20 protein-coding genes are annotated in these 26,390 nt (G+C 73.6%); 10 read left to right on the forward strand and 10 right to left on the reverse strand.

What is annotated here, in order from left to right:
• Nucleotides 1-4 precede the first annotated feature (4 nt).
• The 3 genes from ACFYUY_RS33900 to ACFYUY_RS33910 all read right to left on the reverse strand — a co-directional run bounded on the left by ACFYUY_RS33900 (nt 5) and on the right by ACFYUY_RS33910 (nt 4,986).
• Nucleotides 5-2,197: an acyltransferase family protein gene (locus ACFYUY_RS33900; protein ID WP_387906359.1), complete on the reverse strand. Its 2,193-nt coding sequence runs from the start codon at nt 2,195-2,197 to the stop codon at nt 5-7.
• A 293-nt stretch (nt 2,198-2,490) separates the two neighbouring features.
• Nucleotides 2,491-4,218 carry a glycosyltransferase family 2 protein gene (locus ACFYUY_RS33905; RefSeq protein ID WP_387906362.1) on the reverse strand — a complete coding sequence of 576 codons (1,728 nt, stop codon included), beginning with the start codon at nt 4,216-4,218 and terminating at the stop codon, nt 2,491-2,493.
• Between the two features lie 198 nt (nt 4,219-4,416).
• Complete coding sequence (locus ACFYUY_RS33910; protein WP_360212151.1) at nt 4,417-4,986, reverse strand: GNAT family N-acetyltransferase; 570 nt, start codon at nt 4,984-4,986, stop codon at nt 4,417-4,419.
• A 322-nt stretch (nt 4,987-5,308) separates the two neighbouring features.
• Here ACFYUY_RS33910 and ACFYUY_RS33915 point away from each other — a divergent pair, with 322 nt between their 5' ends.
• Nucleotides 5,309-6,565, forward strand: coding sequence for an SLC13 family permease (locus tag ACFYUY_RS33915; RefSeq protein WP_387906465.1), 1,257 nt, complete (start codon nt 5,309-5,311; stop codon nt 6,563-6,565).
• Between the two features lie 13 nt (nt 6,566-6,578).
• Entirely contained in the window at nt 6,579-7,067 is a 489-nt protein-coding gene (locus ACFYUY_RS33920; protein ID WP_387906365.1) for a universal stress protein, read from the forward strand.
• Nucleotides 7,068-7,156: 89 nt separating this feature from the next.
• On the opposite strand, the gene ACFYUY_RS33925 is transcribed toward ACFYUY_RS33920, so the two are convergent.
• Nucleotides 7,157-7,411, reverse strand: a complete 255-nt coding sequence (locus ACFYUY_RS33925; RefSeq protein WP_387906366.1) for a hypothetical protein — start codon at nt 7,409-7,411, stop codon at nt 7,157-7,159.
• 238 nt (nt 7,412-7,649) lie between these two features.
• Here ACFYUY_RS33925 and ACFYUY_RS33930 point away from each other — a divergent pair, with 238 nt between their 5' ends.
• Nucleotides 7,650-9,653: a glycoside hydrolase family 6 protein gene (locus ACFYUY_RS33930; RefSeq protein ID WP_387906368.1), complete on the forward strand. Its 2,004-nt coding sequence runs from the start codon at nt 7,650-7,652 to the stop codon at nt 9,651-9,653.
• Nucleotides 9,654-9,743: 90 nt separating this feature from the next.
• The gene (locus tag ACFYUY_RS33935) at nt 9,744-11,276 is read left to right on the forward strand and encodes a cellulase family glycosylhydrolase (protein ID WP_360212141.1); all 1,533 of its coding nucleotides are present in this window, start codon (nt 9,744-9,746) and stop codon (nt 11,274-11,276) included.
• A gap of 18 nt (nt 11,277-11,294) precedes the next feature.
• Here ACFYUY_RS33935 and ACFYUY_RS33940 read toward each other — a convergent pair whose 3' ends face one another.
• Nucleotides 11,295-12,329, reverse strand: coding sequence for a LacI family DNA-binding transcriptional regulator (locus ACFYUY_RS33940; RefSeq protein WP_387906370.1), 1,035 nt, complete (start codon nt 12,327-12,329; stop codon nt 11,295-11,297).
• Between the two features lie 259 nt (nt 12,330-12,588).
• On the opposite strand from ACFYUY_RS33940, the gene ACFYUY_RS33945 reads away from it, so the two are divergent.
• From ACFYUY_RS33945 to ACFYUY_RS33965, 5 genes are all read left to right on the forward strand, one after another.
• On the forward strand, nt 12,589-13,944 hold the full coding sequence (locus ACFYUY_RS33945) for an extracellular solute-binding protein (protein ID WP_360212137.1): 1,356 nt from the start codon (nt 12,589-12,591) through the stop codon (nt 13,942-13,944).
• Nucleotides 13,945-14,008: 64 nt separating this feature from the next.
• The gene (locus ACFYUY_RS33950) at nt 14,009-14,992 is read left to right on the forward strand and encodes a carbohydrate ABC transporter permease (protein ID WP_387906373.1); all 984 of its coding nucleotides are present in this window, start codon (nt 14,009-14,011) and stop codon (nt 14,990-14,992) included.
• A gap of 5 nt (nt 14,993-14,997) precedes the next feature.
• Nucleotides 14,998-15,858 (forward strand): carbohydrate ABC transporter permease, encoded by an 861-nt coding sequence (locus ACFYUY_RS33955; protein WP_387906376.1) that lies wholly within the window; start codon nt 14,998-15,000, stop codon nt 15,856-15,858.
• Nucleotides 15,859-15,898: 40 nt separating this feature from the next.
• On the forward strand, nt 15,899-17,356 hold the full coding sequence (locus ACFYUY_RS33960) for a glycoside hydrolase family 1 protein (protein WP_387906378.1): 1,458 nt from the start codon (nt 15,899-15,901) through the stop codon (nt 17,354-17,356).
• 121 nt (nt 17,357-17,477) lie between these two features.
• Nucleotides 17,478-18,482, forward strand: coding sequence for a LacI family DNA-binding transcriptional regulator (locus tag ACFYUY_RS33965; protein WP_387906381.1), 1,005 nt, complete (start codon nt 17,478-17,480; stop codon nt 18,480-18,482).
• 118 nt (nt 18,483-18,600) lie between these two features.
• On the opposite strand, the gene ACFYUY_RS33970 is transcribed toward ACFYUY_RS33965, so the two are convergent.
• Together ACFYUY_RS33970 and xylB are read right to left on the reverse strand one after the other, a co-directional pair.
• The gene (locus ACFYUY_RS33970) at nt 18,601-19,788 is read right to left on the reverse strand and encodes an ROK family protein (RefSeq protein ID WP_387906468.1); all 1,188 of its coding nucleotides are present in this window, start codon (nt 19,786-19,788) and stop codon (nt 18,601-18,603) included.
• Nucleotides 19,789-19,863: 75 nt separating this feature from the next.
• Entirely contained in the window at nt 19,864-21,294 is a 1,431-nt protein-coding gene (gene xylB, locus ACFYUY_RS33975; RefSeq protein WP_387906383.1) for a xylulokinase, read from the reverse strand.
• A gap of 97 nt (nt 21,295-21,391) precedes the next feature.
• Here xylB and xylA point away from each other — a divergent pair, with 97 nt between their 5' ends.
• Nucleotides 21,392-22,564, forward strand: coding sequence for a xylose isomerase (gene xylA, locus ACFYUY_RS33980; RefSeq protein ID WP_387906386.1), 1,173 nt, complete (start codon nt 21,392-21,394; stop codon nt 22,562-22,564).
• A 207-nt stretch (nt 22,565-22,771) separates the two neighbouring features.
• Here xylA and yjfF read toward each other — a convergent pair whose 3' ends face one another.
• From yjfF to ACFYUY_RS33995, 3 genes are read right to left on the reverse strand one after another with little or no spacing between them, the layout of a single operon-like run.
• Nucleotides 22,772-23,743, reverse strand: coding sequence for a galactofuranose ABC transporter, permease protein YjfF (yjfF, locus tag ACFYUY_RS33985; protein ID WP_387906388.1), 972 nt, complete (start codon nt 23,741-23,743; stop codon nt 22,772-22,774).
• Nucleotides 23,740-24,822, reverse strand: a complete 1,083-nt coding sequence (locus tag ACFYUY_RS33990; protein WP_387906390.1) for an ABC transporter permease — start codon at nt 24,820-24,822, stop codon at nt 23,740-23,742. The genes yjfF and ACFYUY_RS33990 overlap by 4 nt, the downstream gene beginning before the upstream one ends.
• Complete coding sequence (locus ACFYUY_RS33995) at nt 24,819-26,342, reverse strand: sugar ABC transporter ATP-binding protein (RefSeq protein WP_387906392.1); 1,524 nt, start codon at nt 26,340-26,342, stop codon at nt 24,819-24,821. The genes ACFYUY_RS33990 and ACFYUY_RS33995 overlap by 4 nt, the downstream gene beginning before the upstream one ends.
• Nucleotides 26,343-26,390: the final 48 nt, after the last annotated feature.

Genomic DNA, 26,390 nt, shown 5'->3' on the forward strand with positions numbered 1-26,390 from the left:
GGCCTCACCCGGCGGCCAGCAGCCCCTTGTCCAGCCGCGGTGCCAGGACCCGGGCCAGGGTGTCGGTGATGTGCCCGGTGTCGCGGTAGAGCACCACGCCCTCCAGGACCGCCGGGCAGTCCGGGCCGCTGCCGGGGCAGAGCAGCGGGCCGAGGTCCAGGGTGCGGACGCCGTAGCGGGCGGCGAGGCCACCGTCGAGCAGCGGGTCGGGTTCGAAGGCGGTGTCGCGCGGGAAGAAGCAGGCGTCCGACCGGCCGTCCGAGGCCGCGAGGCAGGTCGGGATGTCCTTGCCGGGCATCGGGGTGTCGCCAAGGTAGGCGAGCGGGGCTCCGAGCGCGGCGAGCCGGTCGAGGGTGCGGGTCCAGCCCTGGGCGCGTTCCTCCTGGCTGCCGTAGCGGTTGAGGCCGGCCATCAGGACCAGCCGCGGCCGGGGCCCGGCGGTGAGCCGGGTGAGGGTGTTCTCCCGCCAGCGGTCGCACTCGTCGAAGGTGCGGCCGAGCACGTTGTTGCGCACGGTCAGGGTGGCCAGCGGGCACCCGGGCTTGACCAGGACTTCGAGGGCCCAGTGCCGCTGTTCGGCCATGGCGAGGGCCGCGGAGATCCACTGGCCGGCGTGCGAGTCGCCGAGCAGCACGATCCGGTCGGGGCTGTCCTCGGCGCCGAACAGGCAGCGCGGGCTGCTGTCGGCGTTGAGCGGGATCTCGCAGCCCTTGCCGGGCGGGAAGTCCTCCCGGGCGCGGGCCAGCGACGGGGTCAGGCCGAGCAGCCGGGTACCGGGGGCGAGCAGGGCGGGGCCGTCGGGGGCTCCGGCCGGGGCGGCGACGGGTGCGTCGGCGGTGCCGCCGAGCGCGCGGACGGTGCCGCCGCCGAGGGTGAGGGCGGCGATCAGCGGGATGACCAGGGCGCTGGCGCCGACGGCCAGGCCGCGGCGCGGGGCCGGGCTGCTGCCGTACCGCAGGGGCTGTTCGACGAACCGCAGGGTGAGCCAGGCGGGCAGGGCGCTGGCGGCGGTGAGGGCGGCCAGGGTGGTCCAGGGCAGCGTGCCGTAGCGGGCCTGGGCGATGGTCAGGACCGGCCAGTGCCAGAGGTACCAGGCGTAGGAGAGCCGCCCGGCGGCGCGCAGCGGTCGGGTGGCGAGGAGGCGTCCGGCGTCGGCGGCGCCGAGCGCCCGGTGGGCGGGGCCGGCGAGCAGGACGGCGGCGGTGCCGAGGACGGGCGGCAGCGCGGCGGTGCCGGGGAAGGGCGTGTTGCGGTCGTAGAGCAGGACCGGAACGAGCACGGCGGCCGCGCCGGCCCAGCCGAGCAGGCGCAGGGTCCAGGCCGTGCCGGGCCGGTCCGCGCGGGTGGCCAGGGCGCGGCCGAGCAGGGCCGCGCCCGCGCCGGCGGCGAACTCCCAGAGCCGGCTGCCGGTGGAGAAGTAGGCGAGCGGTGCGGAGGTGGCCGTCCACCGGACGCACAGCAGCAGGGAGAGCACGCCGATCGCCCCGGTGGCCAGGCCGATGGCGAGCGTGCGGCGGCGGCCGTGCAGGTGCCGGGCGAGGCCGAGCAGCAGCACGCCCCAGAGCAGGTAGAACTGGTTCTCGACGCCGAGGGACCAGAAGTGCTGGAGCGGGCTGGGGTCGCGCTCGGCGGCCAGGTAGTCGGTCTGCTGGCCGACGAACCGCCAGTTGACGAACTGCCCGGCGGCGGCGATCAGGTCGCGGGCGAGGTCGGTGCCGCGCAGCGGGTCGAGCAGGGCGCCGCCGGCGGCCGCGGTGGCGACCAGCACGGTGGCGGCGGCGGGCAGGATCCGGCGGGCGCGGCGGGCGGCGAAGTCCCACAGGCCGAGCGGGCGGCCGACCAGCAGGCCGGTGATGAGGAAGCCGGAGACGACGAAGAAGACGTCGACGCCGACGTAGCCGCCGGAGAGGCCGGGGACGCCGGCGTGGAAGGCGAGGACGGCGAGGACGGCGAGGCCGCGCAGCCCCTCGATGTCGGGGCGGAAGGCGTTGCGGGGGCGGGCCTGCGGCGGTGCGACGGCCTCCGCGGTGGGCCGCCGGTCGGGCGCGGCCTGCCGGTCCACCCGGACGACGCCGGGCAGCAGCTCGACGGCGGACGGGACGGCGGGGGCCGGGGCGTCCGGGGCCCGGGAGCCCGGGGCCGGTGCGGAGGACGAAGGATCGGAGGACGAGGACGGTGACGGGACGGCCGTTGACACGGCGGTGCTCCTTGCAGGGCTGGCAGCGGTGGTCTGGGCCGCCGGGCCGATGGGGCGGCCGGGCGGCGAGGTCCGCGCCGGTGGGGCGACGCGCAAGGGAACGCTCGGGTGCGGCACGCGGTGGTGCGCGGCACGGGAGGAGGGACGGTGCGCGACGCTGCGCAACGCTGCAGGTTCGGTACCGCAGGACCAGGACCAGGACCAGGGCCAGGACCGGCGGTACGGCGGCGGCCGGGGCCGCCCGGTCCGTCAGAAGACCATCAGAAGACCGTCAGAGGGCCATCAGAAGGCCGTCAGAAGACCAGTGGATCGGCCCAGCCGGAGGCGAGCAGCCCGCAGAGCAGCAGCACGGCGGTGACGGCGACCGCCTCCGCGCGGCCGAAGCCGAGGTCCGAGCGCCGCCGCGACGGTGCGGCGACCTCCCCGACGGTGGCCCCGTTGCCGCCGCGCAGGAGCGGCCGGAGCGACCGGATGAGCGGGATCATGGTGTACGCGGTGAGCGCGAGCAGTGCGGCGAGCGCCCAGTAGGGCTGCCAGCCGTTGAGCGCGGCGGCGCGGACGAGTCCGGCGACGCCGGCGAGGACGACGAATCCGAGCCAGCCGACCCCGATCCGGGCGACGGTCCGGGCGAGGGAGCTGCCGCCCGACACGGCGCCGGTGGGCACCCAGTCGGCACTGCGGCGGCGCAGCGCGTGCGCGATCGCGACCACGTGGCAGAGCCCGCCGAGGAGTTGGACCCGGGTGACCTCGAAGCGCCACCGGGTGCGGGACATCGCGGGCAGCAGGACGAGCGCGACCCAGATCGGCGGCAGGAAGGGCAGGACCTGCCAGGGTTCGATCTCGTCGGGGGCGAAGAACAGCATGATCAGGGCGGGCAGCGGGACGGCGAAGACGTTCACCGCGCTGGTGACGTAGCCGAGGATGCCGTTCCAGAAGCAGAGCCGGGCGGAGCGGGAGAGCGGTCCGCGGCGGAAGCCGGGGTCGCCGACCAGCGCCAGGGAGCCGAGGCACCAGCGGTACTGCTGGCTGATGAAGGCGGGCAGGCCGGTGGGCGACATGCCCTTGGCGACCAGGGCGGGCACGTACCGGGTGGTCCACCCGGCGCGGGCGAGCGAGAGGCCGGTGTAGAGGTCCTCACTGTGGTCGATCTCGGCGAAGCCGCCGACGCGCATGAGTGCGGCGCGCCGGTAGAGCGCGTTGGTGCCGCAGCAGACGGTGCCGTCCTGCGCGTCCCGGGAGGGCTGGATCCAGCGGTAGAAGATCTCCTGGGTGGCTCCCGCGGCGCGTTCGAGCCAGGACATGTCGGCGTCCGTGTCGAAGCACTGCGGGCTCTGCACGATGCCGACCTCGGGGTTGTCGAGGTAGGGCACCAGGTGGTGCAGGAAGTCGGGGCGGGGGCAGAAGTCGGCGTCCAGGACGGCGACGATCTCGCCGTTGCCCTCGGCCAGGCCGTGGTTGAGGTTGCCGGCCTTCTTGAACCGGCCGCGGTCGGGGCGGGCGCGGTACCGGAAGCCGTAGGACTCGGCGAGTTCGCGCACCTCGGGGCGGGCGGCGTCGTCGAGGACCAGGACGGTCAGTTCGCCGGGCCACCGGACGGCGGCGGTGTGGCGGTAGGCGTTGTCCAGGACGGCCAGCGGTTCGCCCGCGGTCGGCAGCAGCAGGTCGACGCTCGGGTGGCGGGCGGGCTGCCAGGCGCGCATCAGCAGGTCGTGCGAGTCGCGGGTGTAGCGGCGGGCGCGCTGGCCGTCGGTGAGCGAGAGCAGCCAGGTGGCCGCGTTGAGCACGGTGAGCACGAGGAAGGGCCAGAGCAGCGGCCGGCTCAGGGCGAACAGGCCGAGGGTGGCGGTGGCTCCCGCGTAGGAGAGCGTGGCGCAGAGCAGCACCCAGCGGCGCTGCGGGCCGAAGTACCAGTAGAGCTCCTCGTCGCCGGGTGGGCTGGGCAGTCGGAGACCGGGGTCGGCCGGTATCAGGCGCGGACCGGGGTCGGGTGCGGGCATGGCGGTGCCATGGAGTACGGGCATGCGGAGATGGCCCCCCTGGGCATGGGACGGAACGTGGCCGTTCGCCCTCAGCCTCTCACATTGGCCTAGACCAATCATGAACGAGGTATGACATCTCCGCATCGCCCCTGGTCACTGAGTTGACGTGGCATCACGCCCCGATCGCGGGTCGAGCGGACGCCGACCGGGGCCCGAGCCGGCGCGCCCGCACCCGGCCGCTCAGGCCTGCTTGAGCACCTTCGTCAGCTTCTCGAACCGCAGGTCGGAGCGGAGCGGGATACCGAACCGCTCGTCGCCGTACGGGAACGGGGTGAAGACGCCGGTCCGGCGGAAGCCGCGCCGCTCGTACCAGGCGATCAGGTCGGCGCGCTGCTCGATCACGCTCATCTCCAGCTCGTCGACGCCCCACTCCTCCCCGGCCAGCCGCTCCGCCTCCGCGAGCACGGCCCGGCCGATGCCGCCGCCCTGCAGACCGGGGCGCACCGAGAACATGCCGAAGTAGGCGCGGTCGCCACGGTGCTCCAACTGGCAGCAGGCCACCAGCTCGCCGTCGCGCTCGGCCAGCAGCAGCACCCCGTCCGCGTGGCCGATCACCTCGGCGACGCCGTCCGCGTCGGTGCGCTGACCCTCCAGCAGGTCCGCCTCGGTGGTCCAGCCGGCCCGGCTGGCGTCGCCGCGGTAGGCGGACTCGACCAGCTCGACCAGGGCCGGCACGTCGGCGAGGGTGGCGGTGCGGAAGACGGGCCCCGCGGCAGGCCGGGCGGGGCTGGTGGGGATGGTCTCGGACATGTCGGGTCCTCTCCTGCGTGCGGGCGCCGCCCGCCCCTCGTTCCGGGTGGGCGCGGCGCGGGCCGTCCCTGGCGACCGGCCTGCGGGCATCGTGCCACAGGGCCCGGACCGGGCCCCGGGCGCGGGACCTGCGGGAACGGAAGGGCCGGCGGCGCACCGACCGCTCCCGGCGGATCCGTCGTCGGTCTCGGCACGTCGCACGTCCGCCCGGCTCCCGTTCCCGGGCGGCGCCCGAGCGGTCGGGCTGCGCCGACGCGCCGTGGTCCGGGTGGCTCTGCTTCGATGGGGGGCGTCATCACCGCCGCCTGCGAGGAGCAAGACCCTGAGTACGTCGTTCGCCGAGGCCCTGTCCCTCGGACTGCTGGTGCTGGTGCTGGTCTGCGCGGTGGTGCGGCCGTGGGGGTGGCCGGAGGCCGTGGTCGCCGTCCCCGCCGCCGGGCTGGTGATCGCCACCGGCGCGATCTCGCCGGCGCACGCGGCGGCCGAGGCCGAGCGTCTGGGGCCGGTGATCGGCTTCCTCGCCGCCGTCCTCGTCCTGGCGCAGCTCTGTGACGACGAGGGCCTGTTCCGCGCCTGCGGAGCGTGGATGGCCCGGACGTCCGCCGGGAGTCCGCGGCGGCTGCTGGCGCAGGTGTTCGCGGTCGCGTCCGTGATCACGGCGGTGCTCAGCCTGGACGCCACCGTCGTGCTGCTCACGCCGGTGGTGTTCGTCACCGCCGCCCGGATCGGCGCCCGCCCCAAACCGCACCTGTACGCCTGCACCCACCTGTCGAACACGGCCTCACTGCTGCTTCCCGTCTCGAACCTGACCAACCTGCTGGCCTTCGCCGCCAGTGGACTGACCTTCACCCGGTTCGCCGCGCTGATGGCGCTGCCGTGGCTGGCGGCCATCGCCGTCGAGTACGTCGTGCTGCGCCGGTTCTTCGCCGCCGACCTGGCCGCGGGCGCCCCGGCCGCGGGCGAGGTGACCGCACCGGAGCTGCCGGTGTTCGCCCTGGTCACCGTGGCCGGCACCCTCGCCGGGTTCGTCCTGGCCTCCGTGCTCGGGATCGATCCGGCCTGGGCGGCGCTGGCCGGCGCCCTGGTGCTGGCCGCCCGGGCGCTCGCCCAGCACCGCACCACCCCCGCGGCGGTCGTGCGCTCGGCCGCCGTGCCGTTCCTGGCCTTCGTCCTGGCGCTCGGCATCGTGGTCCGGGCCGTCGTCGACAACGGGCTGGCCTCCGCGCTCGGACACCTCGTCCCGCACGGCACCTCGCTGCCCGCCCTGCTCGGCACGGCCGCGCTGGCGGCGGTGCTGGCCAACGTCATCAACAACCTGCCGGCCACCCTGGTGCTGCTGCCGTTGGCCGTCCCGTCCGGCGCCGGTTCCGTCCTGGCGGTCCTGCTCGGGGTGAACATCGGCCCCAACCTCACCTACGCGGGCTCCCTGGCCACCCTGCTGTGGCGGCGCATCGTCCGTGAGCACGACACCGACATCGGCCTGGGCGAGTTCACCCGGCTCGGACTGCTCGTCGTGCCCGCCGCACTGCTCCTGGCCGTGGTGGCACTGTGGGGATCCCTGCAGATCGTCGGAGCATGAGGAGGATGAGCCCATGACCGTCGTCGTCTGGATCGCCGAGGGCACCTGGCCCGCCTGTGTCGACGCCGCCCGAACGCACGCCCCGCGGGGCGCGGAGATCGTCATGTTGCACGTCAGCGGTGAGGAGGTGGCGGGCGTCGCGCACGGCGCGTTCGCCGGGCTGCTCGGCCGCGGTCACCGCGAGCGGGACCCCGGCAGCCGGGTGGACAGCCTGGCAGCGGCCTCCGGCCGACACCTCCTGGACGCCGCCGCCGACCGCCTCGGCCTCCCCTGCACCCGTCTGGAGCGCACCGGACGGGTCGAACGCGAGGTCGTCGCGGCGGCCGGGGGCGCCGAGCTGCTCGTCCTCGCGCGCGACGGCGACCGCACCCGACTCGGGCCGCACAGCCTCGGCCCCGCGACCCGCTTCGTCGTCGACCACGCGCCCTGTCCCGTCCTGCTGGTCTGGCCGGAACCGGCACCGGACACCGCGACGATCCCTCCCCCGCCCGACCGGCCGTAGCGGCGCGCCCGGGCGGTGCCCCCGCGTGGTGCCTGCGACCGGTCGCCGCCGGCCGGTGCCCCGCGGTCGGTGCCGCCGGTCGGCGTCGGTCAGGAACGCCCGACGTCCGGCAGCGGCCGGGGCCCGACGGGGATCCGTTCCCCCTCGGCCGGGCGGTCGCGCAGTCGGCGCTCGGTGGTGTTGACGTGCACCGGTGCGGCGGCCCGGACGAGGTCCGCGTCCCGGGCGACGAGGGCCCGGTGGATCGCCTCGCGCTCGGCGACGGTCCGCCCGGCCGCGTCCGCGTCGGCCAGCCCTCGCCACACCCGGGCCCTCGGGGTGCGTCCGGAGATCCGCTCCGGCAACGTGGCCAGGGTCTCGTTGCGGGTGCCGCGGTTGCTGCTCCGTCCCGCCCGGGGGCGGCGGGCCGCCCGACGGCGCGGCGTGTAAGTTACAGCGTCTTATGGGAGCGCTCCCGCGACTATTGACGCCGTTTCTCGCGTCCTGGCTTTATGTGAAGGGATCGCCGTGCCCCGAATGGGCACGTTCCCACCACTCTTCGCGATCCCGTCAGGAACCCCACCCTTCCGAAAGGACCCGGACGTGCCTCAAACCGTCCTGCGTCGACTCCGCACGGCAGCGGCCGCCACGCTGTTCGGCGCCACCGGCCTGCTGCCGAGCATCGGCGCCGTCGCCCCCGCACACGCCGCCCCCGCGGCCACCGTCCACGTCGCCAACCCGTTCGCCGGCGCGACCGGCTACCTCAACCCCGACTTCGGGGCCGAGGTCAAGGCCCAGGCCTCCGCCGACGGCGGCACGCTGGGCGGCCTCGAGTCCCAGGTCGCCGCCAACTCCACCGCCGTCTGGATGGACCGCATCGGCGCGATCGCCGGCGACAGCGCCCACCTCGGCCTCCGGGCCCATCTGGACCACGCGCTCACCCAGCAGCAGGGGTCCGCGCCGGTCGTCTTCCAGGTCGTCGTCTACGACCTGCCAGGCCGGGATTGCGCCGCGATCGCCTCCAACGGCGAACTCCCGGCCACAGCGGCCGGGTTGAACACCTACGAGACCCAGTACATCGACCCGATCGCGGCCGTGCTGGCCGATCCGAAGTACGCCGGCATCCGGATCGCCGCCGTCATCGAGCCGGACTCGCTGCCCAACGCCGTGACCAACCAGTCCAAGCCGACCTGCGCCACCGCCACCCCGTACTACGAGTCGGGCATCGAGTACACGCTCAACAAGCTGCACGCGATCCCCAACGTGTACAACTACCTTGACATCGGGCACGCGGGCTGGCTCGGCTGGTCCACCAACATGGTTCCGGCGGGCAAGGAGTACGCCAAGGTCGCGCAGGCCACGACGGCCGGGTTCGCCAGCATCGACGGCTTCGTCAGCGACACCGCCAACACCACCCCGCTCACCGAGCCGTTCCTCACCAACCCCGACCTGGCGATCGGCGGGCAGCCGCTCAAGTCGGCGAACTTCTACCAGTACAACCCGGTGTTCGACGAGTACCACTACGCCACGGCGATGTACTCCACCCTGGTCTCCAACGGGTTCCCGAGCAGCATCGGCATGCTGGTCGACACCTCGCGCAACGGCTGGGGCGGCCCGGCCCGGCCCGCCGCGCTCAACTCCGCCCCCACCACGGTGGACGCGTACGTCGCGGCCAACAAGGTCGACCAGAAGCCCTTCCGCGGCGACTGGTGCAACATCAACGGCGCGGGCATCGGGGAACGCCCGCGGTCCCAGCCGTACGGCACGGGCAGCCCGATCATCGCGTTCCTCTGGGTCAAGCCGCCGGGTGAGTCGGACGGCGACTACCCCGACGCCTCCCACCCCCACGGCGACCCGCACTGCGACCCGGCCGGCACCCAGAGCGACGGCAACGGCAACACCTACCCGACCGACTCCATCCCCGGCAGCAACATCCCGGCCGGACAGTGGTTCCCGGCCCAGTTCCGGCAGCTCGTGCAGAACGCCTACCCGGCGTTCGGCGGGGGCTCCGGCGGCGACACCGGCCCGACCGTCCCCGGCGGACTGGCCGTCACCGGCGTCACCAGCACCAGCGTGTCGCTCAGCTGGACGGCCTCCAGCGACCCCGCCGGCGTGACGGGCTACTCGGTGTACCGGAACGGGGCCAAGGTCGCGACCGTGGCAGCCACCGGCTACACCGACACCGGGCTCTCCCCCGCCACCGCCTACCAGTACACCGTCACGGCGCTGGGCGCGGCCGGTAAGGTCTCCGCCCCCTCCGCCGCGGTGACGGGCACCACGACGTCGAGCGGTGGCGGCGGCAGCAGTGGCTGCTCCGCCGGCTACGCGGTCGGCAACGACTGGGGCAGCGGCTTCACGGCCGGCGTGACCGTCACCAACACCGGCAGCACGGCGACCAAGTCCTGGACGGTCACCTGGAGCTGGGGCGGCAACCAGCAGATCACCAACAGCTGGAACGCCGTCACCTCCCAGAGCGGCGGCGCGGTGACGGCCACCGGCCAGGCCTACAACGGAGCGTTGGCACCCAACGGCACCACCAGTTTCGGCTTCCAGGCGACGTACTCGGGCGGCAACACCGCTCCGACGCTGAGCTGCACCGCGAGCTGACCCGCACCGCGGGTCGACACCGCACCGCGAGCTGACCTCATCGGCCGGGGCCGCACCAGCGGCCCCGGCCCCCACCCACGAGGAGTCGGCATGTCCCGTACCGCCCGCACCGCCCCACCCCGCACCGCCGCACTCGCGGCCGCCACCGCCGCGTGCGCCGCCCTGGCCGTGCTCCCCCTCACCGCCTCGGCGGCCGCCTCCGCCCCGGCCCCCGCCGCCGGCCCCTCCTGCGACGTGAGCTACGCCGTCAACGACTGGGGCAGCGGATTCACCGCCAACGTCACCATCACCGACACCGGCACCACCCCCGTCAACGGCTGGACCCTCCGCTACTCCTACTCCGGCAACCAGACCCTCCGGAACGGCTGGAACGGCACCTGGACCCAGACCGGACAGACCGTCACCGTCACCAACCCCGACTACGCCCCCACCATCAACCCCGGCTCCGGCTACACCACCAGCGCCAACTTCACCTACAGCGCCACCAATACCGCCCCCGCCGCCTTCACCGTCAACGGCACCCCCTGCGGGCCGCGGTCGAGCCCGTCGCCCAGCCCCTCCCCCACCCCGACCACCACGCCGACCGTCACGCCGACCTCCGCGCCGCCGGACGGGCGGGCCCCGGCCGTGCACGTCTCGGGCCGGACACTGGCGAAGGCCGACGGCACGCCGATCACCCTGCACGGCGTCAACCGGTCGGGGGCCGAGTTCATGTGCGTCCAGGGCCGCGGCTTCTTCGACGGCCCGGCCGACCAGGCGTCCGTCACCGCGATGAAGGCCTGGCACGTCAACGCCGTCCGGATACCGCTCAACGAGGACTGCTGGCTCGGCCACTCCGACGTCGACCCCGCCTACGCCGGTCCGGCCTACATCGGCGCGGTGCGGAGCTACGTCGACCTGCTGGAGCGGAACGGCCTGGTGGCGGTCCTGGACCTGCACTGGAGCGACGGGGTCTACACCGGGCCGTCCTCCGGCTGCCCGGACGCCAACGCCACCTGCCAGAAGCCCATGCCGGACGCCGCCGGTGCGATCCCCTTCTGGACGTCGGCGGCGCAGACCTTCAAGGGGGACGACGCGGTCGTCCTGGACCTGTTCAACGAGCCGTACCCGTCGCGCGCCACCGGCAGCGCGGAGAGCGGCTGGGCCTGCTGGCGCGACGGCGGCACCTGCCCCGGTATCGGCTACCAGGTCGCCGGGATGCAGGCGATGGTCGACGCGGTGCGCTCGACCGGCGCCGACAACGTCCTCCTGCTGGGCGGCCAGGAGTACGCCAACGACCTCACCCAGTGGGCCGCGCACCAACCCGCCGACCCGCTGCACAACCTGGCCGCGTCCTGGCACTCGTACAACTTCAACGCGTGCCGGAGCAGCTCCTGCTGGGAGGGCCAGATCGCCCCGCTGGCCGACCGGGTGCCGGTCGTCGCGGGCGAGCTGGGCGAGAACGACTGCGCACACGGCTACCTGGACACCCTGCTGCCCTGGCTGGACCAGCACGGCGTCTCCTACCTCGCCTGGACCTGGAACACCTGGGACTGCGGCAGCGGCCCGTCGCTGATCAGCTCCTACGACGGCACGCCGACGGCCTTCGGCGCCGGCTACCGCGCCCACCTGGCCGGCACGTAGGGCCCCGGCCGGACCGGCTCACGAGGACTCCCGCACCACCAGTTCCGTCGGCAGGACCGTCTGCCGGCGGAACCGGCCCGGCTGGGCGATCTCCTTGAGCAGCGACCTGACCATCAACCGCCCCATCTCCTCGGTGGGTTGCCGGACACTGGTCAGCGGCGGCTCGGTGTGCCGCGCGACCACGGAGTCGTCGAAACCGACCACGGCGACGTCCTGCGGCACCCGCCGGCCCGCCTCGCGCAGCGCCCGCAGCGCACCCGCCGCCGTCAGGTCCGACGCGCAGAACACGGCGTCCAGGTCGGGCTGGCGGGCGAGCAGCTCCCGCATGCCCTCGCGGCCGCCGCGCTCGGTGAAGTCCCCGTGCGCGACGAGCCCCTCGTCCGCCGGTACCGCGGCCTCGGCGAGCGCCTGGCGGTAGCCGGCCAGGCGTGCCACGGCGCCCTCCATGTCGAGCGGCCCGGTGACGGTCCCGATGGCCGTCCTGCCGCGGGACAGCAGGTGCCGGACGGCCGCACGGGCACCGCCCGCATTGTCGGCCAGCACGTAGCTCAGCGGCTCCTGCTCCGACCGGCGGCCGGCGAGGACGGCGGGCAGCTCCAGCTGCTCCAGCAGCTCGGGGAGCGGATCGTCCTGGTGCACCGAGACCAGCAGGACGCCGTCCACCCGGCGGGCGGTGAGGTAGCGGGTCAGCCGTTCCCGCTCGCGTTCGTCGCGCACCAGCACCAGCAGCAACTGCAGGTCAGTTCCGGCGAGTTCGGCGGACACCCCGGTGATGATGTCGGAGAAGTAGGGCTCGGAGCTGAGTTTCGCGACACTCTCGGGGACGACCAGCGCGACGGCGTCGGTCCGGGACGTGACCAGGGAGCGGGCCGCCTGGTTGGGGACGTAGCCGAGTTCCGCGATGGCCTGTTCGACCGCCGCGCGGGCCTTGGCACTCACCTTGGGCGAGCCGTTGACGACCCGGGACACCGTGCCCCGGCCCACCCCCGCCCGTGCTGCCACCGCCTCCAGGGTGGGGCGGGCAGCGGGCGGTTGCTGCGCGGCTGGAGTCATGATCCTTCTCCCGGGCGACGACGGACGGCGACGACCGCGGCGAGGGAGCTCGGACGACACGGTCCAGTAACGGAGCCGTTGCACTCCCTTGACATGCCTCGCGCGGCAACGCAATCTTCCCACATCGATGTGGGAGCGCTCCCACTTCAGCCTCGATCCACCGTCGCGCGACGCGCACTCCCACCACGTTCCGAGCACCGTTCCGTCGCCCCACCGCGCGACACGGCCATGCCCCCAGCCTGGACAAGGAGATTCGGCCATGCGGAACCCCGGCACCACTCACGGTGGCAGAGCCACCGCCCCCCTCCCCGTGCGCAAGCTGCCCAAGCCCCTGCTGAGCGCCGCGACCGCCGCGCTGTGCGCCCTCCTGGTCGCCGGGTGCGGCAGCTCGGGCTCCGGCTCCGACACATCGGCCTCCGGCGGCAGGATCACGCTGACGATCGGCGACTACGGCACGTTCGGATACAAGGAGGCCGGCCTCTTCGACGCCTACATGCGGGAGCACCCCGGCATCACCGTCGTGGAGCACACCGTCGAACAGGAGACGGACTACTACCCCGCCCTGCAGACCCACCTCGCCTCCAGCAGCGGTCTGGACGACATCCAGGCCGTCGAGGTCGGCCGGATCGCCCAGGTGGTGAAGAAGCAGGCCGACAAGTTCGTCGACCTCGGCACGGCGGACGGCGTCGACAAGGCCGCCTTCCTGCCGTGGAAGTCGCAGCAGGCCAGCACGCCGGACGGCCGCACCATCGGCCTGGGCAGCGACATCGGCCCGATGGCGATCTGCTACCGCAAGGACCTTTTCCAGCAGGCCGGGCTGCCCACCGACCGGGAGGAGGTGGCCAAGCTCTGGCAGGGCGACTGGGCCAGGTTCCTGGAGACGGGCAAGCAGTACCAGGCCAAGGCGCCCGCCGGCACCTTCTTCACCGACTCCGCAGGCGGCCTGTTCAACGCCGTGGTGTCCTCCAGTACCACCCAGTACGACGACGCCGACGGCCGGCTGGACTACAAGAACAGCCCCAGCGTCAAGAACGCCTGGAACCTGGCGACCGGCGCCGTCCAGGCCGGGATCAGCGCCGGCCTCAAGCAGTTCGACACACCGTGGTACCAGGCGTTCGCCAACTCCAGGTTCGCCACCCTCGCCTGCCCGTCCTGGATGACGGCCATCGTCGCCGACAAGTCCGGAAGCGCCAACCAGGGCAAGTGGGACATCGCCTCCCCGCCGGCCGCCGGCAACTGGGGCGGCTCCTTCCTCTCCGTGCCGAAGGCCGGCAAGCACCAGAAGGAGGCCGCGGCACTCGCCGCCTGGCTCACCTCGCCCGCGCAGCAGGCCAAGGTCTTCACCACGGTCGGCAACCTGCCGTCCAACACCAAGGCGCTGAGCCAGCCGGAGGTGCAGAACGCCCGGCTCGCCTTCTTCGGCGACACGCCCACCGGCCGGATCTACGCCGCCACCGCGCAGTCCATCCGGCCGACCGTGATCGGCGAGTGGGACGGCCTGGTCAAGGACACCCTCACCAACGGCGCCCTGCTCAGCATCGAGCAGCACCAGAGCGACCCCGCCAAGGCGTGGAGCAACGCGGTCAAGGAGATCGACGACAAGGTGGGCGACTGACGCCCGGCCCCGCCGTCCCGGCCGGCCCGGCCGGGACGGCCCGCCCTCCAGAGAGGTCTTCCCCATGCTCGACGAGGCCGTCCCCGCCACTTCCCCCCGCAGACCACGCCCCGGTCCCCCGCCGCCCCGCCCCTGGCGTGCCCGCCTCTACCGGTGGGACCTCAAGGCCTCGCCGTACCTGTACGTCGCGCCGTTCTTCCTCTGCTTCCTCGCGTTCGGCCTGTTCCCGCTGATCTACACGGGCTGGGTGTCCCTGCACGGCGTCGACCTGCAGACGTCCGACCAGATGCAGTGGCGGGGCCTCGACAACTACACCCGGCTGCTCCACGACGACCTGTTCTGGAACGCCCTGCGCAACACCGTGACCGTCGGCGCACTGTCCACCGTCCCGCAGTTACTGATGGCCCTCGGTCTGGCCCACCTGCTGAACTACCGCCTGCGCGGCCGCGGCTTCTTCCGGATCGCGATGCTCGCGCCGTACGCCACCTCCATCGCGGCCGCGACCCTGGTGTTCACGCTGCTGTTCGGGCGGGACTACGGGATGATCAACTGGCTGCTGGGTCACCTCGGCCTGGACCACGTCGACTGGGAGGGCGGCACCTGGACCTCCCAGATCGCCATCTCCACGATCGTCACCTGGCGCTGGACGGGCTACAACGCGCTGATCTACCTCGCCGCCATGCAGGCCGTCCCGCACGACCTGTACGAGGCGGCGGCGCTCGACGGCGCCGACCGGTGGAAGCAGTTCCGCCACGTCACGGTGCCGTCCATCCGGCCCACCATCCTGTTCACCGTCGTGGTCTCCGGCATCGGGGCCACCCAGCTCTTCGGCGAGCCGCTACTGTTCGGCGGCGGAGCGACGGGCCACAGCGGCGGCTCGGCCCACCAGTACCAGACGCTCGGACTGTACCTGTACGACCAGGGCTGGTACGCCTTCCACCTGGGCCGGGCCGCCGCCGTGGCCTGGACCATGCTGCTGCTCCTGCTGGCCGTCGGCGTGCTCAACCTCGCCCTGGTCCGCGTCCGCCGCGCCCGGAACGGGGGTTGACAGCGATGGCCGTCACAACCGGACGACGACGCGGGGGCGCGCGCGGCCTGACCGGAGCCGGACCGTTCACGTACGCCGTGCTGATCCTGGTCGCCGTCCTCTCGCTGTTCCCGCTGTACTGGACACTGGTCGGCGCCTCAACCTCGGGCAGCCGGATCGCGCAGACCCCGCCCCCGCTGTTGCCCGGCGGAAACCTGTGGCACAACCTCGACATCGCCTGGAACCAGGTCCACATGGGCCGGGCGCTGCTCAACTCGGTGGTGGTGGCGAGCTGCGTGACCGCCAGCACTGTGCTGTTCGCGACGCTGGCCGGCTTCGCCTTCGCCAAGCTCCCCTTCCGCGGCCGCGACGCCCTGCTGAGCCTGGTGGTGGCGACCATGACGGTGCCCGCACAGCTGAGCGTCATCCCGCTCTACCAGATCATGGCCCGGCTGCACTGGACCGACCGGTTGCAGTCGGTGATCCTGCCCAACCTGGTGGCCGCGTTCGGGGTGTTCTTCATGCGGCAGTTCCTCTCGGAGGCGTTGCCGATCGAACTGGTCGAGGCGGCCCGGATGGACGGCGCGAGCAGCCTGCGGATCCTGTGGAGCGTGGTGCTGCCCATCGCCCGGCCCGGGATGGCCGTGCTCGGCATGCTGGTCTTCGTGCAGTCCTGGAACGACTTCTTCTGGCCACTGATCGCGCTGAGTCAGAGCAATCCGACCGTCCAGGTCGCGCTGGCGGGTCTCGGCGGGGGTTCGTACGACTCCGACCAGGCCGTCATCCTCACCGGCTCGCTGCTCGGGACCGCGCCGCTGCTCCTGGTGTTCGCTCTGCTGGGCAGGCAGGTCGTCGGGGGCATCACCGCCGGCGCCGTCAAGAACTGACGCGACGTCAACCTCGCTACGAGAAACGGAGAAGCCAGCGATGACTTCCGCACCGACCGAATCGGCCCCGGTCGACACCACCGCCTTCCCCTCCGGCTTCCTCTGGGGAGCCGCCACGGCCGCCTACCAGATCGAGGGGGCCGTCGACGTGGACGGCCGGACCCCGTCGATCTGGGACACCTTCAGCCGCACCCCGGGGCGAACGGCCAGCGGCGACACCGGCGACCGCGCCACCGAGCACTACCTCCGCTACCGCCAGGACGTCCGGCTGATGAGCGAACTGGGCCTGGGGGCCTACCGGTTCTCGGTCTCCTGGACGCGGGTGCAGCCGACCGGCCGCGGCCCGGTCGTCGAACGGGGCATGGACTTCTACCGGCGCCTGGTGGACGAGCTGCTGGAGCACGGTATCCAGCCCGCCGTGACGCTCTACCACTGGGACCTCCCACAGGACTTGGAGGACCTCGGAGGCTGGCCGGTCCGCACCACCGCGGAGCGCTTCGCGGACTACGCCGCACTGGTGGCCGACGCCCTCGGCGACCGGGTCGGCATCTGGACCACCCTCAACGAACCCTGGTGCTCGGCCTTCCTCGGCTACGGCTCCGGGGTGCACGCACCGGGCCGTGCCGACTGGACGGCCGCCCTGCGCGCGGCACACCACCTCAACCTCGGCCACGGCCTCGCGGTCGACGCACTGCGCGCGGCGCTGCCCGCCGGGGCGCGGATCGCCGTGTCGCTCAACCTGCACGAGGTGCGGCCGCTCACCGAGTCCGCCGCGGACCGCGAGGCCGCCCGCCGGATCGACGCGGTGGGCAACCGCGTCTTCACCGGACCGATGCTGAACGGCGCCTACCCCGACGACCTGCTCGCCGACACGGCGCACCTGGTCGACTGGCGGGCTCTGGTCCAGGACGGTGACCTGGCCGCGATCGCCCGTCCGATCGACCTGCTGGGCGTCAACTACTACACCCCCACGGTGACGTCCGCCCTGCCGCCCGGCCAGGCCCCGGACCCGGCGACCGCGGGCGACGCGGGCCACGGCGACGGTGAGCAGTCCCCCTTCGCCGGCTGTGCCGACGTGCTCTTCCACCGCGCGCCCGGCCGGCGCACCGACATGGGGTGGCCGATCGACCCGACCGGTCTGACCGACCTGCTCCTGCGGATCCACCGCGAACACCCCGGGCTGCCGGTGATGGTCACCGAGAACGGTGCCGCCTTCGACGACCGGCTGACGCCGGAGGGCACGGTGCACGACCCGCAGCGCATCGACTACCTGCGCGGACACCTCGACGCCGTCCGGCGGGCGATCGCCGCCGGGGCGGACGTCCGCGGCTACTTCCTCTGGTCGCTGATGGACAACTTCGAGTGGGCGCACGGGTACGGCAAGAGGTTCGGTCTGTACTACGTGGACTACGCCACCCAGAGCCGGATCCCCAAGGACAGCGCCCGGTGGTACGCGGAGGTGATCCGCGCGGGCGCGGTGCCTGACCAGCGCGGGTGAGGGCGTCGGATCCCTTGACGGCGGTCGTTCAACCGACCAAGCTGGCAGCGGTGGGTGGACCGGCACGCGTGACGGGTCCGGGGTGCAGTTCCCGTGTCGAGGATCGATCCAGGACGGCCCCATGCCCCAGCCACCGCCCAGCAACGGCCCCGCTCCGACCCTGGCCGAAGTCGCCCGGCACGCCGGTGTCTCCACCGCGACCGCCTCCCGGGTGCTGAACCGCTCCGCCCCGGTCTCCCTCGACGTGGCCGCCCGGGTGGAGCGGGCGGCCCGCGAGTTGGCGTACGTCCGCCGCCGGGCGGCCGGTGCCCGGGTGACCGGCGTGGTCGCCGTCGTGGTCTTCGCCGATCCGGTGCAGTACCACGCCGACACCTTCCCCGTCCGGCTGCTGGCGGGGTTACGGCGCTCCGTGCCGGGCGCGGAACGGGAGCTGGCCGTCTTCACGGTGCCGAGACGTTCCCGGCGGCGCCCCCTGGTGCACTACCTGTGCGGCGGACACGTCGACGGCGTGCTGCTGGTCGGCCCCTGGGGGGACACCGCGCTCACCGGGCTGCTGCACGCGGCCAGGGTGCCCGTCGTGTCGCTGGGGCGGCCGCCGGATCCGGGGGCCGTGGCGTTCGTGGACGCGGACAACCTCACCGGCGCCAGGGACGCGGTGCGACGCCTGTGCGCGTCCGGGCGCCGGTCGGTGGCCACCATCGCCGGGCCACCGGACACCGCCGCCGGCGCGGACCGGCTGGCCGGCTACCGCCAGGCGGTGACCTCGACGTCCTCGGCACGGCCCGCCGTCGCATACGGCGACTTCGGCAGTGCCTCCGGTGAACACGCGATGCAGCGGCTGCTGGACCAGCACCCCGAGCTGGACGCGGTGTTCGCCGCCTCCGACCAGATGGCCGTGGGAGCTCTCCGGACCCTGCGGCGACACGGCCTGCGGGTGCCGGAGGACGTCGCGCTGATCGGCTTCGACGACGCCCCCGTCGCGGCGCGCTGCCGGCCGGGCCTGACCACCGTGCGCCAGCCGGTGGAGGAACTCGGCTCCCGCGCGATGGAGTTGCTGCTCCGGAATCCGGGGCACGGCGAGTCGGTGGTGCTCCCCACCCGGTTGGTCGTCCGGGCGTCGGGCTGACCGCCGCGCCGTGCTCCCCGCGCCGCCCTCGGGCTCGGTCAGCGGAGCGGCGGGCGGGCACGCCATGGTCGTGGTCGAGCACGACTGACCGTGCGGTGCGGCGTGGTGCCGGCGCGGGTCACCCGGCGGGGAGCAGGGTCGGGTCCGCCATGATGCGGCGAACCGTCGTCAGCGCCGCGCCCAGCAGGGGCCCGCGCCGCCCCAGGACGGACGGGCGCAGCGCCTCCGGCGCCCACGGCCGCACGGTGACCCGGGCGGCCAGCTCGGCGCGCACGGAGGGCAGCAGCCAGTCGGCGAGTTCGGCGTAGGCGCCGCCGAGGACGAGACCGTCCGGGTCGATGAGGTCGACTGCGGAGGTGAGGGCCAGGCCGAGGGCCCGGCCCGCGCGGTCCAGGGCCCGCAGGGTGGGCGCGTGCCCGGCTGCCGCCCGTACGGCCAGCAGGGCGACGGCGTCGCCGGGACCCGTCCCGGTGGGACCGCCCGCGGGGCTCCCGTGCGGCGGGAGGCCGGCCTCGCGCAGCACGGCCGCCTCGCCCGCGTACTGCTCCAGGCAGCCGCGGGCGCCGCAGGCGCAGTCCGGGCCGTCCGGTCGGACGGGGAGGTGGCCGAGTTCGCCGGCGAAGCCGCGGGCGCCGCGGAACAGCCGCCCGTCGATGACCAGGGCGGCACCGATCCCGGTCTCGGCCGACACGTGCACGAAGGTCTCCTCGGACCGCCCGGCGTTCCAGTACTCGGCGAGCGCACCGAGGTTGGCCTCGTTCTCCGGCTCGGGCACTGTGTCCGGGTCCGGCCAGTGGTCGGCGAGCCGGACGCCGCTCCAGCCCAGGTTGGGCGCGCGCTCGACCAGTCCGCCGGGCCGGTTCGGCACCACTCCGGGCACGGCCAGCAGCCGGCCCGCGACGCTCAGCCCGAGAGCTTCGGCCTCCGCCTCCACCTCGGCGCCCAACGCGGCGGCCTCCGCCAGTACCCGCCCGGCGGGGCGGCCGGCGTTGGGCCGTTCCACCCGGCGCCAGATCCGCGGCTCGCCGCGCAGGTCCGTCACGCACGCGCCGAGGTGGGTGACGCCGATCTCCAGCCCGAGACCGGCCGGCCCTTCGTCGCACACGGTCAGGGCCCGTCCGGGGCGGCCGACCCGGCCACGGACGGTGGCCGCCGCCTCGGTCACCGCGCCCCGGCCGATCAGCTCGTCGACCAGCGAGGAGACGGCCGCCCTGGTCAGCCCGACGCGCCCGGCGACGTCCGCGCGGGAGAGCGGGCCGTGCGCGGCGACCGCGCCGAGCACGACGGCCAGGTTCCGCCGCCGCATGTCCTGTTGCGACGCGGGCCCGTGCTCCGCACTCCTGCTCTCCACCGTGCCGACCGCTGTCACCTGCGCGCCCTCCTACCGGTCCTCGGCCGGGGCGCCCTGCAAGGCCCCGGCCCGACGCAGGGTATCGCCGATCAGTTCGAGCGCCTCCGCGTCCTTCTCCACCGGGTCCAGCACCGGCCCGGAGGCCGTCCGCCAGCGGCGGGCCACCGCGTCGGCGCGCTCGCCGGTGAGCAGGGCGGCGGCCTGGGCGGCGGCGCCGAGCGCGACCGGCTCCTGCGCGTCGGGCACCTGGACAGGCCGGCCGGAGAGCCGCAGGACCGTCCGCTGCCAGGCCTGCCCGCGGGCACCGCCGCCGATCAGCAGCAGCGGCTCGTCGCCCGCCGGATCCTCGCCGCCCGCGCGCAGCACGCCGTCCAGGGCGGCGAGCAGGGCATGGGCCGCACCGTCGTAGGCGGCCTGGAGCAGCTGCCCCGGGGTGGTGTCGTGGCGCAGCCCGTGGACCAGGCCGGAGGCGCCCGGGAGGTCCGGCGTGCGCTCGCCGTCCAGGTAGGGCAGGACGACCACGGTGCCGCCGGCCTCGACCTCGTCGCGGCCCCGGCAGAGCAGGGCGGCGAATCGGTCGACGGCCAGGGTGCAGTTGAGCGTGCAGGCCAGCGGCAGCCAGCCGCCGAGGGCGTCGGCGAAGCCGGCTACTGTGCCGCCCGGGTCGGCGGGCCTGGTGCGGCCGACGGCGTAGACCGTGCCGGAGGTGCCGAGGCTGAGCACGGGCTGTCCGGGGAGGAGACCGAGCCCGAGGGCGGCCGCCATGTTGTCACCGGTGCCGGTGGCCACCGGGGCGCCCGCGCGCAGCGGCGTCCCGGGCCGGACGACGCCGGCCCGTGTGCCCGGCGGGAGGACCTGCGGCAGCAGGGCCGGGTCGAGTCCGATGCGGCCGAGGACGTCGAGGTCGTAGCCGTCCGGGCCCCACCAGCCGGTTCCCGAGGCGTCGCCCCGGTCGGTGACCGCCTCGCCGGTCAGCCGCTCGGTGAGGAAGTCGTGCGGGAGGCGGACGGCGGCGACGCGGTCGGCGGCGGCGGGTTCCTCGGCGCGCAGCCAGGCCCACTTGGCGGCGGTGAACGCGGCGGTGGGCACGCTGCCGGTGCGGCGGGCGAGTTCCGCCGCACCGACCGCGGTCCGCAGCGCCGCGGCCTGGGGTGCGGACCGGACGTCGTTCCAGAGCAGCGACGGGCGGACGGGCGCCCCTGACGCGTCGAGGGTGACCAGGCCGTGCTGCTGGCCGGCGACCGAGACGGCGGCCACGCGGTCGGCCCAGCCCGTCGCGCCCGCGGCCTCGCCGAGCGCCCGCCACCACTGCCCGGGGTCGCTCTCGCGGCCGGTGCCGGTGCTGACCCGGTGCGGGGCACGGCCCTGGCCCAGCACGGCGCCGGTGTCGACGTCGACGGCGAGGGCCTTGGTGGACTGCGTCGAGCTGTCGAAGCCGATCACGACACGTTGCTCAGCCATGCGTTCCTCCGCAGGGGGGTTCCTTCCGACCTTCCGGCATACTAATTTGTTGAGAGCCCTGACAAACACCCCTCCGTACGCGACCCGGAGCCGTTCCATGTCCAGCGACCCGCTCGTCCCCACCCCCGCGCACAAGTTCACCTTCGGCCTGTGGACCGTCGGCTGGCAGGGGCGCGACCCCTTCGGCGACGCGACCCGCCCCGCCCTCGACCCCGCCGAGACCGTCCAGCGCCTGGCCGGACTCGGCGCCTACGGCGTCACCTTCCACGACGACGACCTGATCCCCTTCGGTGCGGACGACGCGACCCGCGAGGAGACCGTCAAGCGCTTCCGCGCCGCGCTGGACTCCGCCGGGCTGAAGGTCCCGATGGCGACCACCAACCTCTTCACCCACCCCCTCTTCAAGGACGGCGCGTTCACCGCCAACGACCGCGACGTACGGCGCTACGCACTGCGCAAGACCGTCCGCAACATCGACCTGGCCGTCGAACTCGGCGCCTCCGTCTACGTCGCCTGGGGCGGGCGCGAGGGCGCCGAGTCCGGCGCGGCCAAGGACGTGCGCACCGCACTCGACCGACTGAAGGAGGCTTTCGACCTGCTGGGCGAGTACGTCGAGGAGCAGGGCTACGACCTGCGCTTCGCGATCGAGCCCAAGCCCAACGAGCCGCGCGGCGACATCCTGCTCCCCACGGTGGGCCACGCCCTGGCGTTCATCAACGCGCTGGAGCGGCCCGAGCGGGTCGGCCTCAACCCGGAGGTCGGCCACGAGCAGATGGCCGGGCTGAACTTCCCGCACGGCATCGCCCAGGCGCTGTGGCACGACAAGCTGTTCCACATCGACCTGAACGGCCAGTCCGGCGTCAAGTACGACCAGGACCTGCGCTTCGGCGCGGGAGACCTGCGGCAGGCCTTCTGGCTGGTCGACCTGTTGGAGTCGGCCGGCTACGACGGCCCGCGGCACTTCGACTTCAAACCGCCGCGCACCGAGGACGTCGACGGCGTCTGGGCCTCGGCGGCCGGCTGCATGCGCAACTACCTGCTGCTGGCCGAGCGCTCCCGCGCCTTCCGGGCCGACCCGGAGGTCGGCGCCGCGCTCGCCGCGTCCCGCCTGCCCGAACTCGCCCTCCCCACCGCCGAGGACGGCCTGGCCGGGCTGCTGGCGGACCGCTCCGCCTTCGAGGAGTTCGACGTCGACGCCGGCGCCCGGCGCGGCATGGCCTTCGAACAGCTGGACCAGCTGGCCCTCGAACACCTCCTCGGCGCCCACTGACGACCGACCACGGGAGCCGGGTCGTGCGCGTGCACGACCCGGCTCTCGGTGCTCTCCCGGCAGCCCGCGGCTCCGGCCCGACCATCCCGGTGGACCGCCGTCGACGAGGGGCCCGTGCCCGGGGCTCGTCCGACGATTCCCGCCGCGCGCCGCCCCGGAGCGCCGTCGGTGCGCACGCGGTGACGCGGCCGCGCCCGGGGCTGTGCGCTACCGCCGGCGGGCGGTGATCAGACGCTGCAGGACGATGAAGACGAACAGCAGCCCGCCGATCACGATCCTGGTCCACCACGAGCTGAGGGTGCCCTGGAAGCTGATGATGGTCTGGATCAGTCCCAGCACCAGCACGCCCAGCAGGGTGCCCAGCAGGTAGCCGGAGCCGCCGGTGAGCAGCGTGCCCCCGATCACCACGGCGGCGATCGCGTCCAGCTCCAGGCCGACCGCGTGCAGGCCGTAGCCGGAGAGCATGTAGAAGGTGAGCAGCACACCGCCGAGCGCCGAGCAGAAGCCGCTGATCGCGTACACGGTGGTCTTGGTCCGTCCCACCGGCAGGCCCATCAGCAGGGCGGACTGCTCGCTGCCGCCGAGCGCGTACACGTTCCGGCCGAGCCGGGTGTAGTGCAGCACGACGAATCCGGCCGCCACCACCAGGAGCGCGATGACCACGCTCGGCGAGACGAACAGGTCCCCGAGCGGGATGCGGGTCTGCGCCATCGCGGTGTACGACGGATCCGTGATGGAGATCGACTCGATGCTGATCATGTAGCACAGGCCTCGGGCCAGGAACATGCCCGCCAGTGTCACGATGAACGGCTGGATCTCGAAGGCGTGGATCACCCATCCCATCACCCAGCCGCCGGCCGTGCCCATCACCAGCACGAGCGGGATGACCAGCAGCGGCGGCCAGCCCTGCCGCTCCACCAGCCAGGCGGAGACCATGGTGGACAGGGCCACCACCGCGCCGACCGACAGGTCGATTCCGCCGGTCAGCACGACGAAGGTCATCCCGACCGCGACCACGAGCAGGAAGGCGTTGTCGATCAGCAGGTTGAGCAGCACCTGCCCGGAGAAGAACCCGTCGTACTGCACCGACCCGGCGGTGAACATCGACACCAGCAGGACGGAGGTGACCAGCAGCGGGATCTGTCCGCGCACTCTGGTCAGCAGGGCGTTGGCGTTCACGCGCCGACCTCCCGGTTGGTGGTGGTGGCAGGGCGCGGCCGGCCGGTGCTCCGGCGCCCGGCTCCGCTCCGGGCGACCTTGGCACGGAAGTTCGGCGACTGGATCAGGCAGACCGTGATCACGACGAACGCCTTGAAGACCAGCGTGGTCTCCGGCGGGATACCGATGGTGTAGACCGTGGTCGAGAGGGTCTGGATGATCAGCGCGCCGAGGACCGTGCCGCCGATCGAGAAGCGGCCCCCGTTGAGCGACGTCCCGCCGATCACCACCGCGAGGATGGCGTCGAGCTCGATCCACAGACCGGCGTTGTTGCCGTCCGCCGCCGAGACGTTGGAGGAGACCATCAAGCCGGCGACGGCCGCGCAGAGGGCGCTGAACACGTACACCAGGCCGACCAGGCGCATCGCCCGGATCCCGACCAGCCGGCTGGCCACCGGGTTGCCGCCGACCGACTCCAGCAGCAGGCCGAGCGCGGTGGAGCGGGTGAGCAGCGCGGCGAGCAGCGCGACCAGCCCGCTGAGCAGGATCGCGAACGGCATCCCCAGCCAGTAGCCGCCGCCGATGAGCTTGTACGGCTCACTGGTGATCGTGATGATCTGACCGTCGGTGATCAGCTGGGCGACGCCGCGGCCGGCGACCATCAGGATCAGGGTGGCGATGATCGGCTGTACCCCGATCCGGGCCACCAGCACACCGTTCGCGGCACCCAGCAGCACCGCCGTGACGAGCGCGATGCCGATCGCGCCGAGCACCGTGCCGAGGCTCGCCGGGTCGGCCGCCTCGCTGATGTGCAGGCAGGCCAGCGCGCCGGCGATGGCGACGGTGGAGCCGACCGAGAGGTCGATCCCGCCGGTGGCGATCACCAGGGTCATGCCGAGCGACACCAGGATCAGTGGAGCGCCGAAGTGCAGGATGTCGACCGTGCTGCCGTACAGGTGGCCGTCCTTGAGGTGGACGGCGAAGAAGTCCGGGGTGAACGCGAGGTTGCCGAGCAGGAGCAGGGCCAGCACCACGGCCGGCCAGAACAGCCGGTACCGGGTCACCGCCCTGCCCCTCCCGGTGGTCGGGGCCGTGGTCATCGTTCCGCTCCACTCGCGATGGTGGCCAGGACGCGCTCCGGGGTGAGGGCGTCGTCGTTGCGCAGTCGGGCGACCATCCGGCGGTCGCGCAGCACCCCGACGCGGTGGCTGAGCCGCAGTACCTCCTCCAGCTCGGCGGAGATGAACAGCACCGCCATGCCCTCCTCGGCGAGGTTCGCGACCAGCTTCTGGATCTCGGCCTTGGCGCCGATGTCGATGCCGCGGGTGGGCTCGTCCAGGATCAGCAGCTTGGGGTCGGTGATCAGCCAGCGGGCCAGCAGCACCTTCTGCTGGTTCCCGCCGCTGAGGTTGCGGACCAGCGCCTCGGGATCACCCGGGCGGATGTCCAGGGCCCGGATCCAGCGCAGCGCCAGCGCGTCCTGCACGGTGCGCGACAGCGGACGGGTCCAGCCGCGGGCCGCCTGCATCGCCAGCACGATGTTCTCCCGGACGGTGAGCTCGCCGACCAGGCCCTCGGTCTTGCGGTTCTCCGAGCAGTACGCGATGCCGTGCGCGATCGCGTCGCGCGGGCTGCGCAGGTCGGTCTCGGTACCGTCGATCCGCACCGTGCCGCCGTCCTTGCGGTCGGCGCCGAACAGCAGCCTGGCGGCCTCGGTCCGGCCGGATCCCAACAGGCCCGCCAGGCCGATCACCTCACCGGGACTGATGGCGAGGTCGTACGGGGCCACGGCGCCCTGCCGGGCCAGGCCCTCCGCCTCCAGGAAGGGCCGGCCGGTGGCCGGTACGGAGCGCTCGCGCCGGTGGCCGCCGGCGAGGCGGTCGAGCCCGGCGAGCTCCGCCCCGATCATCCGCGAGACCAGGCCGACCTGGTCGAGCTCGCTGGTCAGGTACTCGCCCTCGAGCCGCCCGTTGCGCAGCACCGTCATCCGGTCGCAGATCTCGTAGATCTGGTCGAGGAAGTGCGAGACGAACAGGATGGCGACGCCCTGGTCGCGCAACCGCCGCATCACGGTGAAGAGTTGGCTGACCTCCTCACGGTCCAGGCTGGAGGTGGGCTCGTCCAGGATCAGCACCTTGGCCGAGACGCCAACGGCGCGGACGATGGCCACCAGTTGCTGGACGGCGATGGAGTAGCTGTCCAGCGGCGCGCTGACGTCGACGTCCAGCTCCATCGTCCGGACCAGTTCGGCGGCCCTGCGGCGCATCTCGGCCCAGTCGATCAGGCCGAGGCGGCGCGGCTCGCGACCGATGAAGATGTTCTCCGCCACCGACAGGTTCGGGCAGAGGTTCACCTCCTGGTAGACGGTGCTGATGCCCGCCTCCTGAGCCTGCAGCGGACCGGCGATCCGAACCCGCTCTCCGGCCAGCACCACCTCGCCGCCGTCCGCCGGGTGCACCCCGGTCAGCACCTTGATCAGCGTGGACTTCCCGGCGCCGTTCTCCCCCATCAGGGCGTGCACCTCGCCGGGGAAGAGCCGGAAGTCGACCCCGTCCAGCGCCACCACCCCGGGGAACTCCTTGCGGAGCCCCCGCACTTCCAGGACCGGTTGCTGACGCACCCCGGTTCTCCTCTCCTCGTGCGACCCGGTCCGCCCGGGGAGTGATCC

Source organism: Kitasatospora sp. NPDC004745, assembly GCF_042873275.1.
GTDB lineage: Bacteria > Actinomycetota > Actinomycetes > Streptomycetales > Streptomycetaceae > Kitasatospora.

What these genes read in the sequence shown, in the direction of transcription:
- ACFYUY_RS33965 (WP_387906381.1), top strand. Translation starts at nt 17,478, where the DNA reads ATGCCCCAGCCACCGCCCAGCAACGGCCCCGCTCCGACCCTGGCCGAA.
- xylA (WP_387906386.1), top strand. Translation starts at nt 21,392, where the DNA reads ATGTCCAGCGACCCGCTCGTCCCCACCCCCGCGCACAAGTTCACCTTC.
- ACFYUY_RS33950 (WP_387906373.1), top strand. Translation starts at nt 14,009, where the DNA reads ATGCTCGACGAGGCCGTCCCCGCCACTTCCCCCCGCAGACCACGCCCC.
- xylB (WP_387906383.1), bottom strand. Translation starts at nt 21,294, where the DNA reads ATGGCTGAGCAACGTGTCGTGATCGGCTTCGACAGCTCGACGCAGTCC.
- ACFYUY_RS33945 (WP_360212137.1), top strand. Translation starts at nt 12,589, where the DNA reads ATGCGGAACCCCGGCACCACTCACGGTGGCAGAGCCACCGCCCCCCTC.
- ACFYUY_RS33955 (WP_387906376.1), top strand. Translation starts at nt 14,998, where the DNA reads ATGGCCGTCACAACCGGACGACGACGCGGGGGCGCGCGCGGCCTGACC.
- ACFYUY_RS33990 (WP_387906390.1), bottom strand. Translation starts at nt 24,822, where the DNA reads ATGACCACGGCCCCGACCACCGGGAGGGGCAGGGCGGTGACCCGGTAC.
- ACFYUY_RS33970 (WP_387906468.1), bottom strand. Translation starts at nt 19,788, where the DNA reads ATGCGGCGGCGGAACCTGGCCGTCGTGCTCGGCGCGGTCGCCGCGCAC.
- ACFYUY_RS33920 (WP_387906365.1), top strand. Translation starts at nt 6,579, where the DNA reads ATGACCGTCGTCGTCTGGATCGCCGAGGGCACCTGGCCCGCCTGTGTC.
- ACFYUY_RS33935 (WP_360212141.1), top strand. Translation starts at nt 9,744, where the DNA reads ATGTCCCGTACCGCCCGCACCGCCCCACCCCGCACCGCCGCACTCGCG.
- ACFYUY_RS33905 (WP_387906362.1), bottom strand. Translation starts at nt 4,218, where the DNA reads ATGCCCGTACTCCATGGCACCGCCATGCCCGCACCCGACCCCGGTCCG.
- ACFYUY_RS33910 (WP_360212151.1), bottom strand. Translation starts at nt 4,986, where the DNA reads ATGTCCGAGACCATCCCCACCAGCCCCGCCCGGCCTGCCGCGGGGCCC.
- ACFYUY_RS33960 (WP_387906378.1), top strand. Translation starts at nt 15,899, where the DNA reads ATGACTTCCGCACCGACCGAATCGGCCCCGGTCGACACCACCGCCTTC.
- ACFYUY_RS33940 (WP_387906370.1), bottom strand. Translation starts at nt 12,329, where the DNA reads ATGACTCCAGCCGCGCAGCAACCGCCCGCTGCCCGCCCCACCCTGGAG.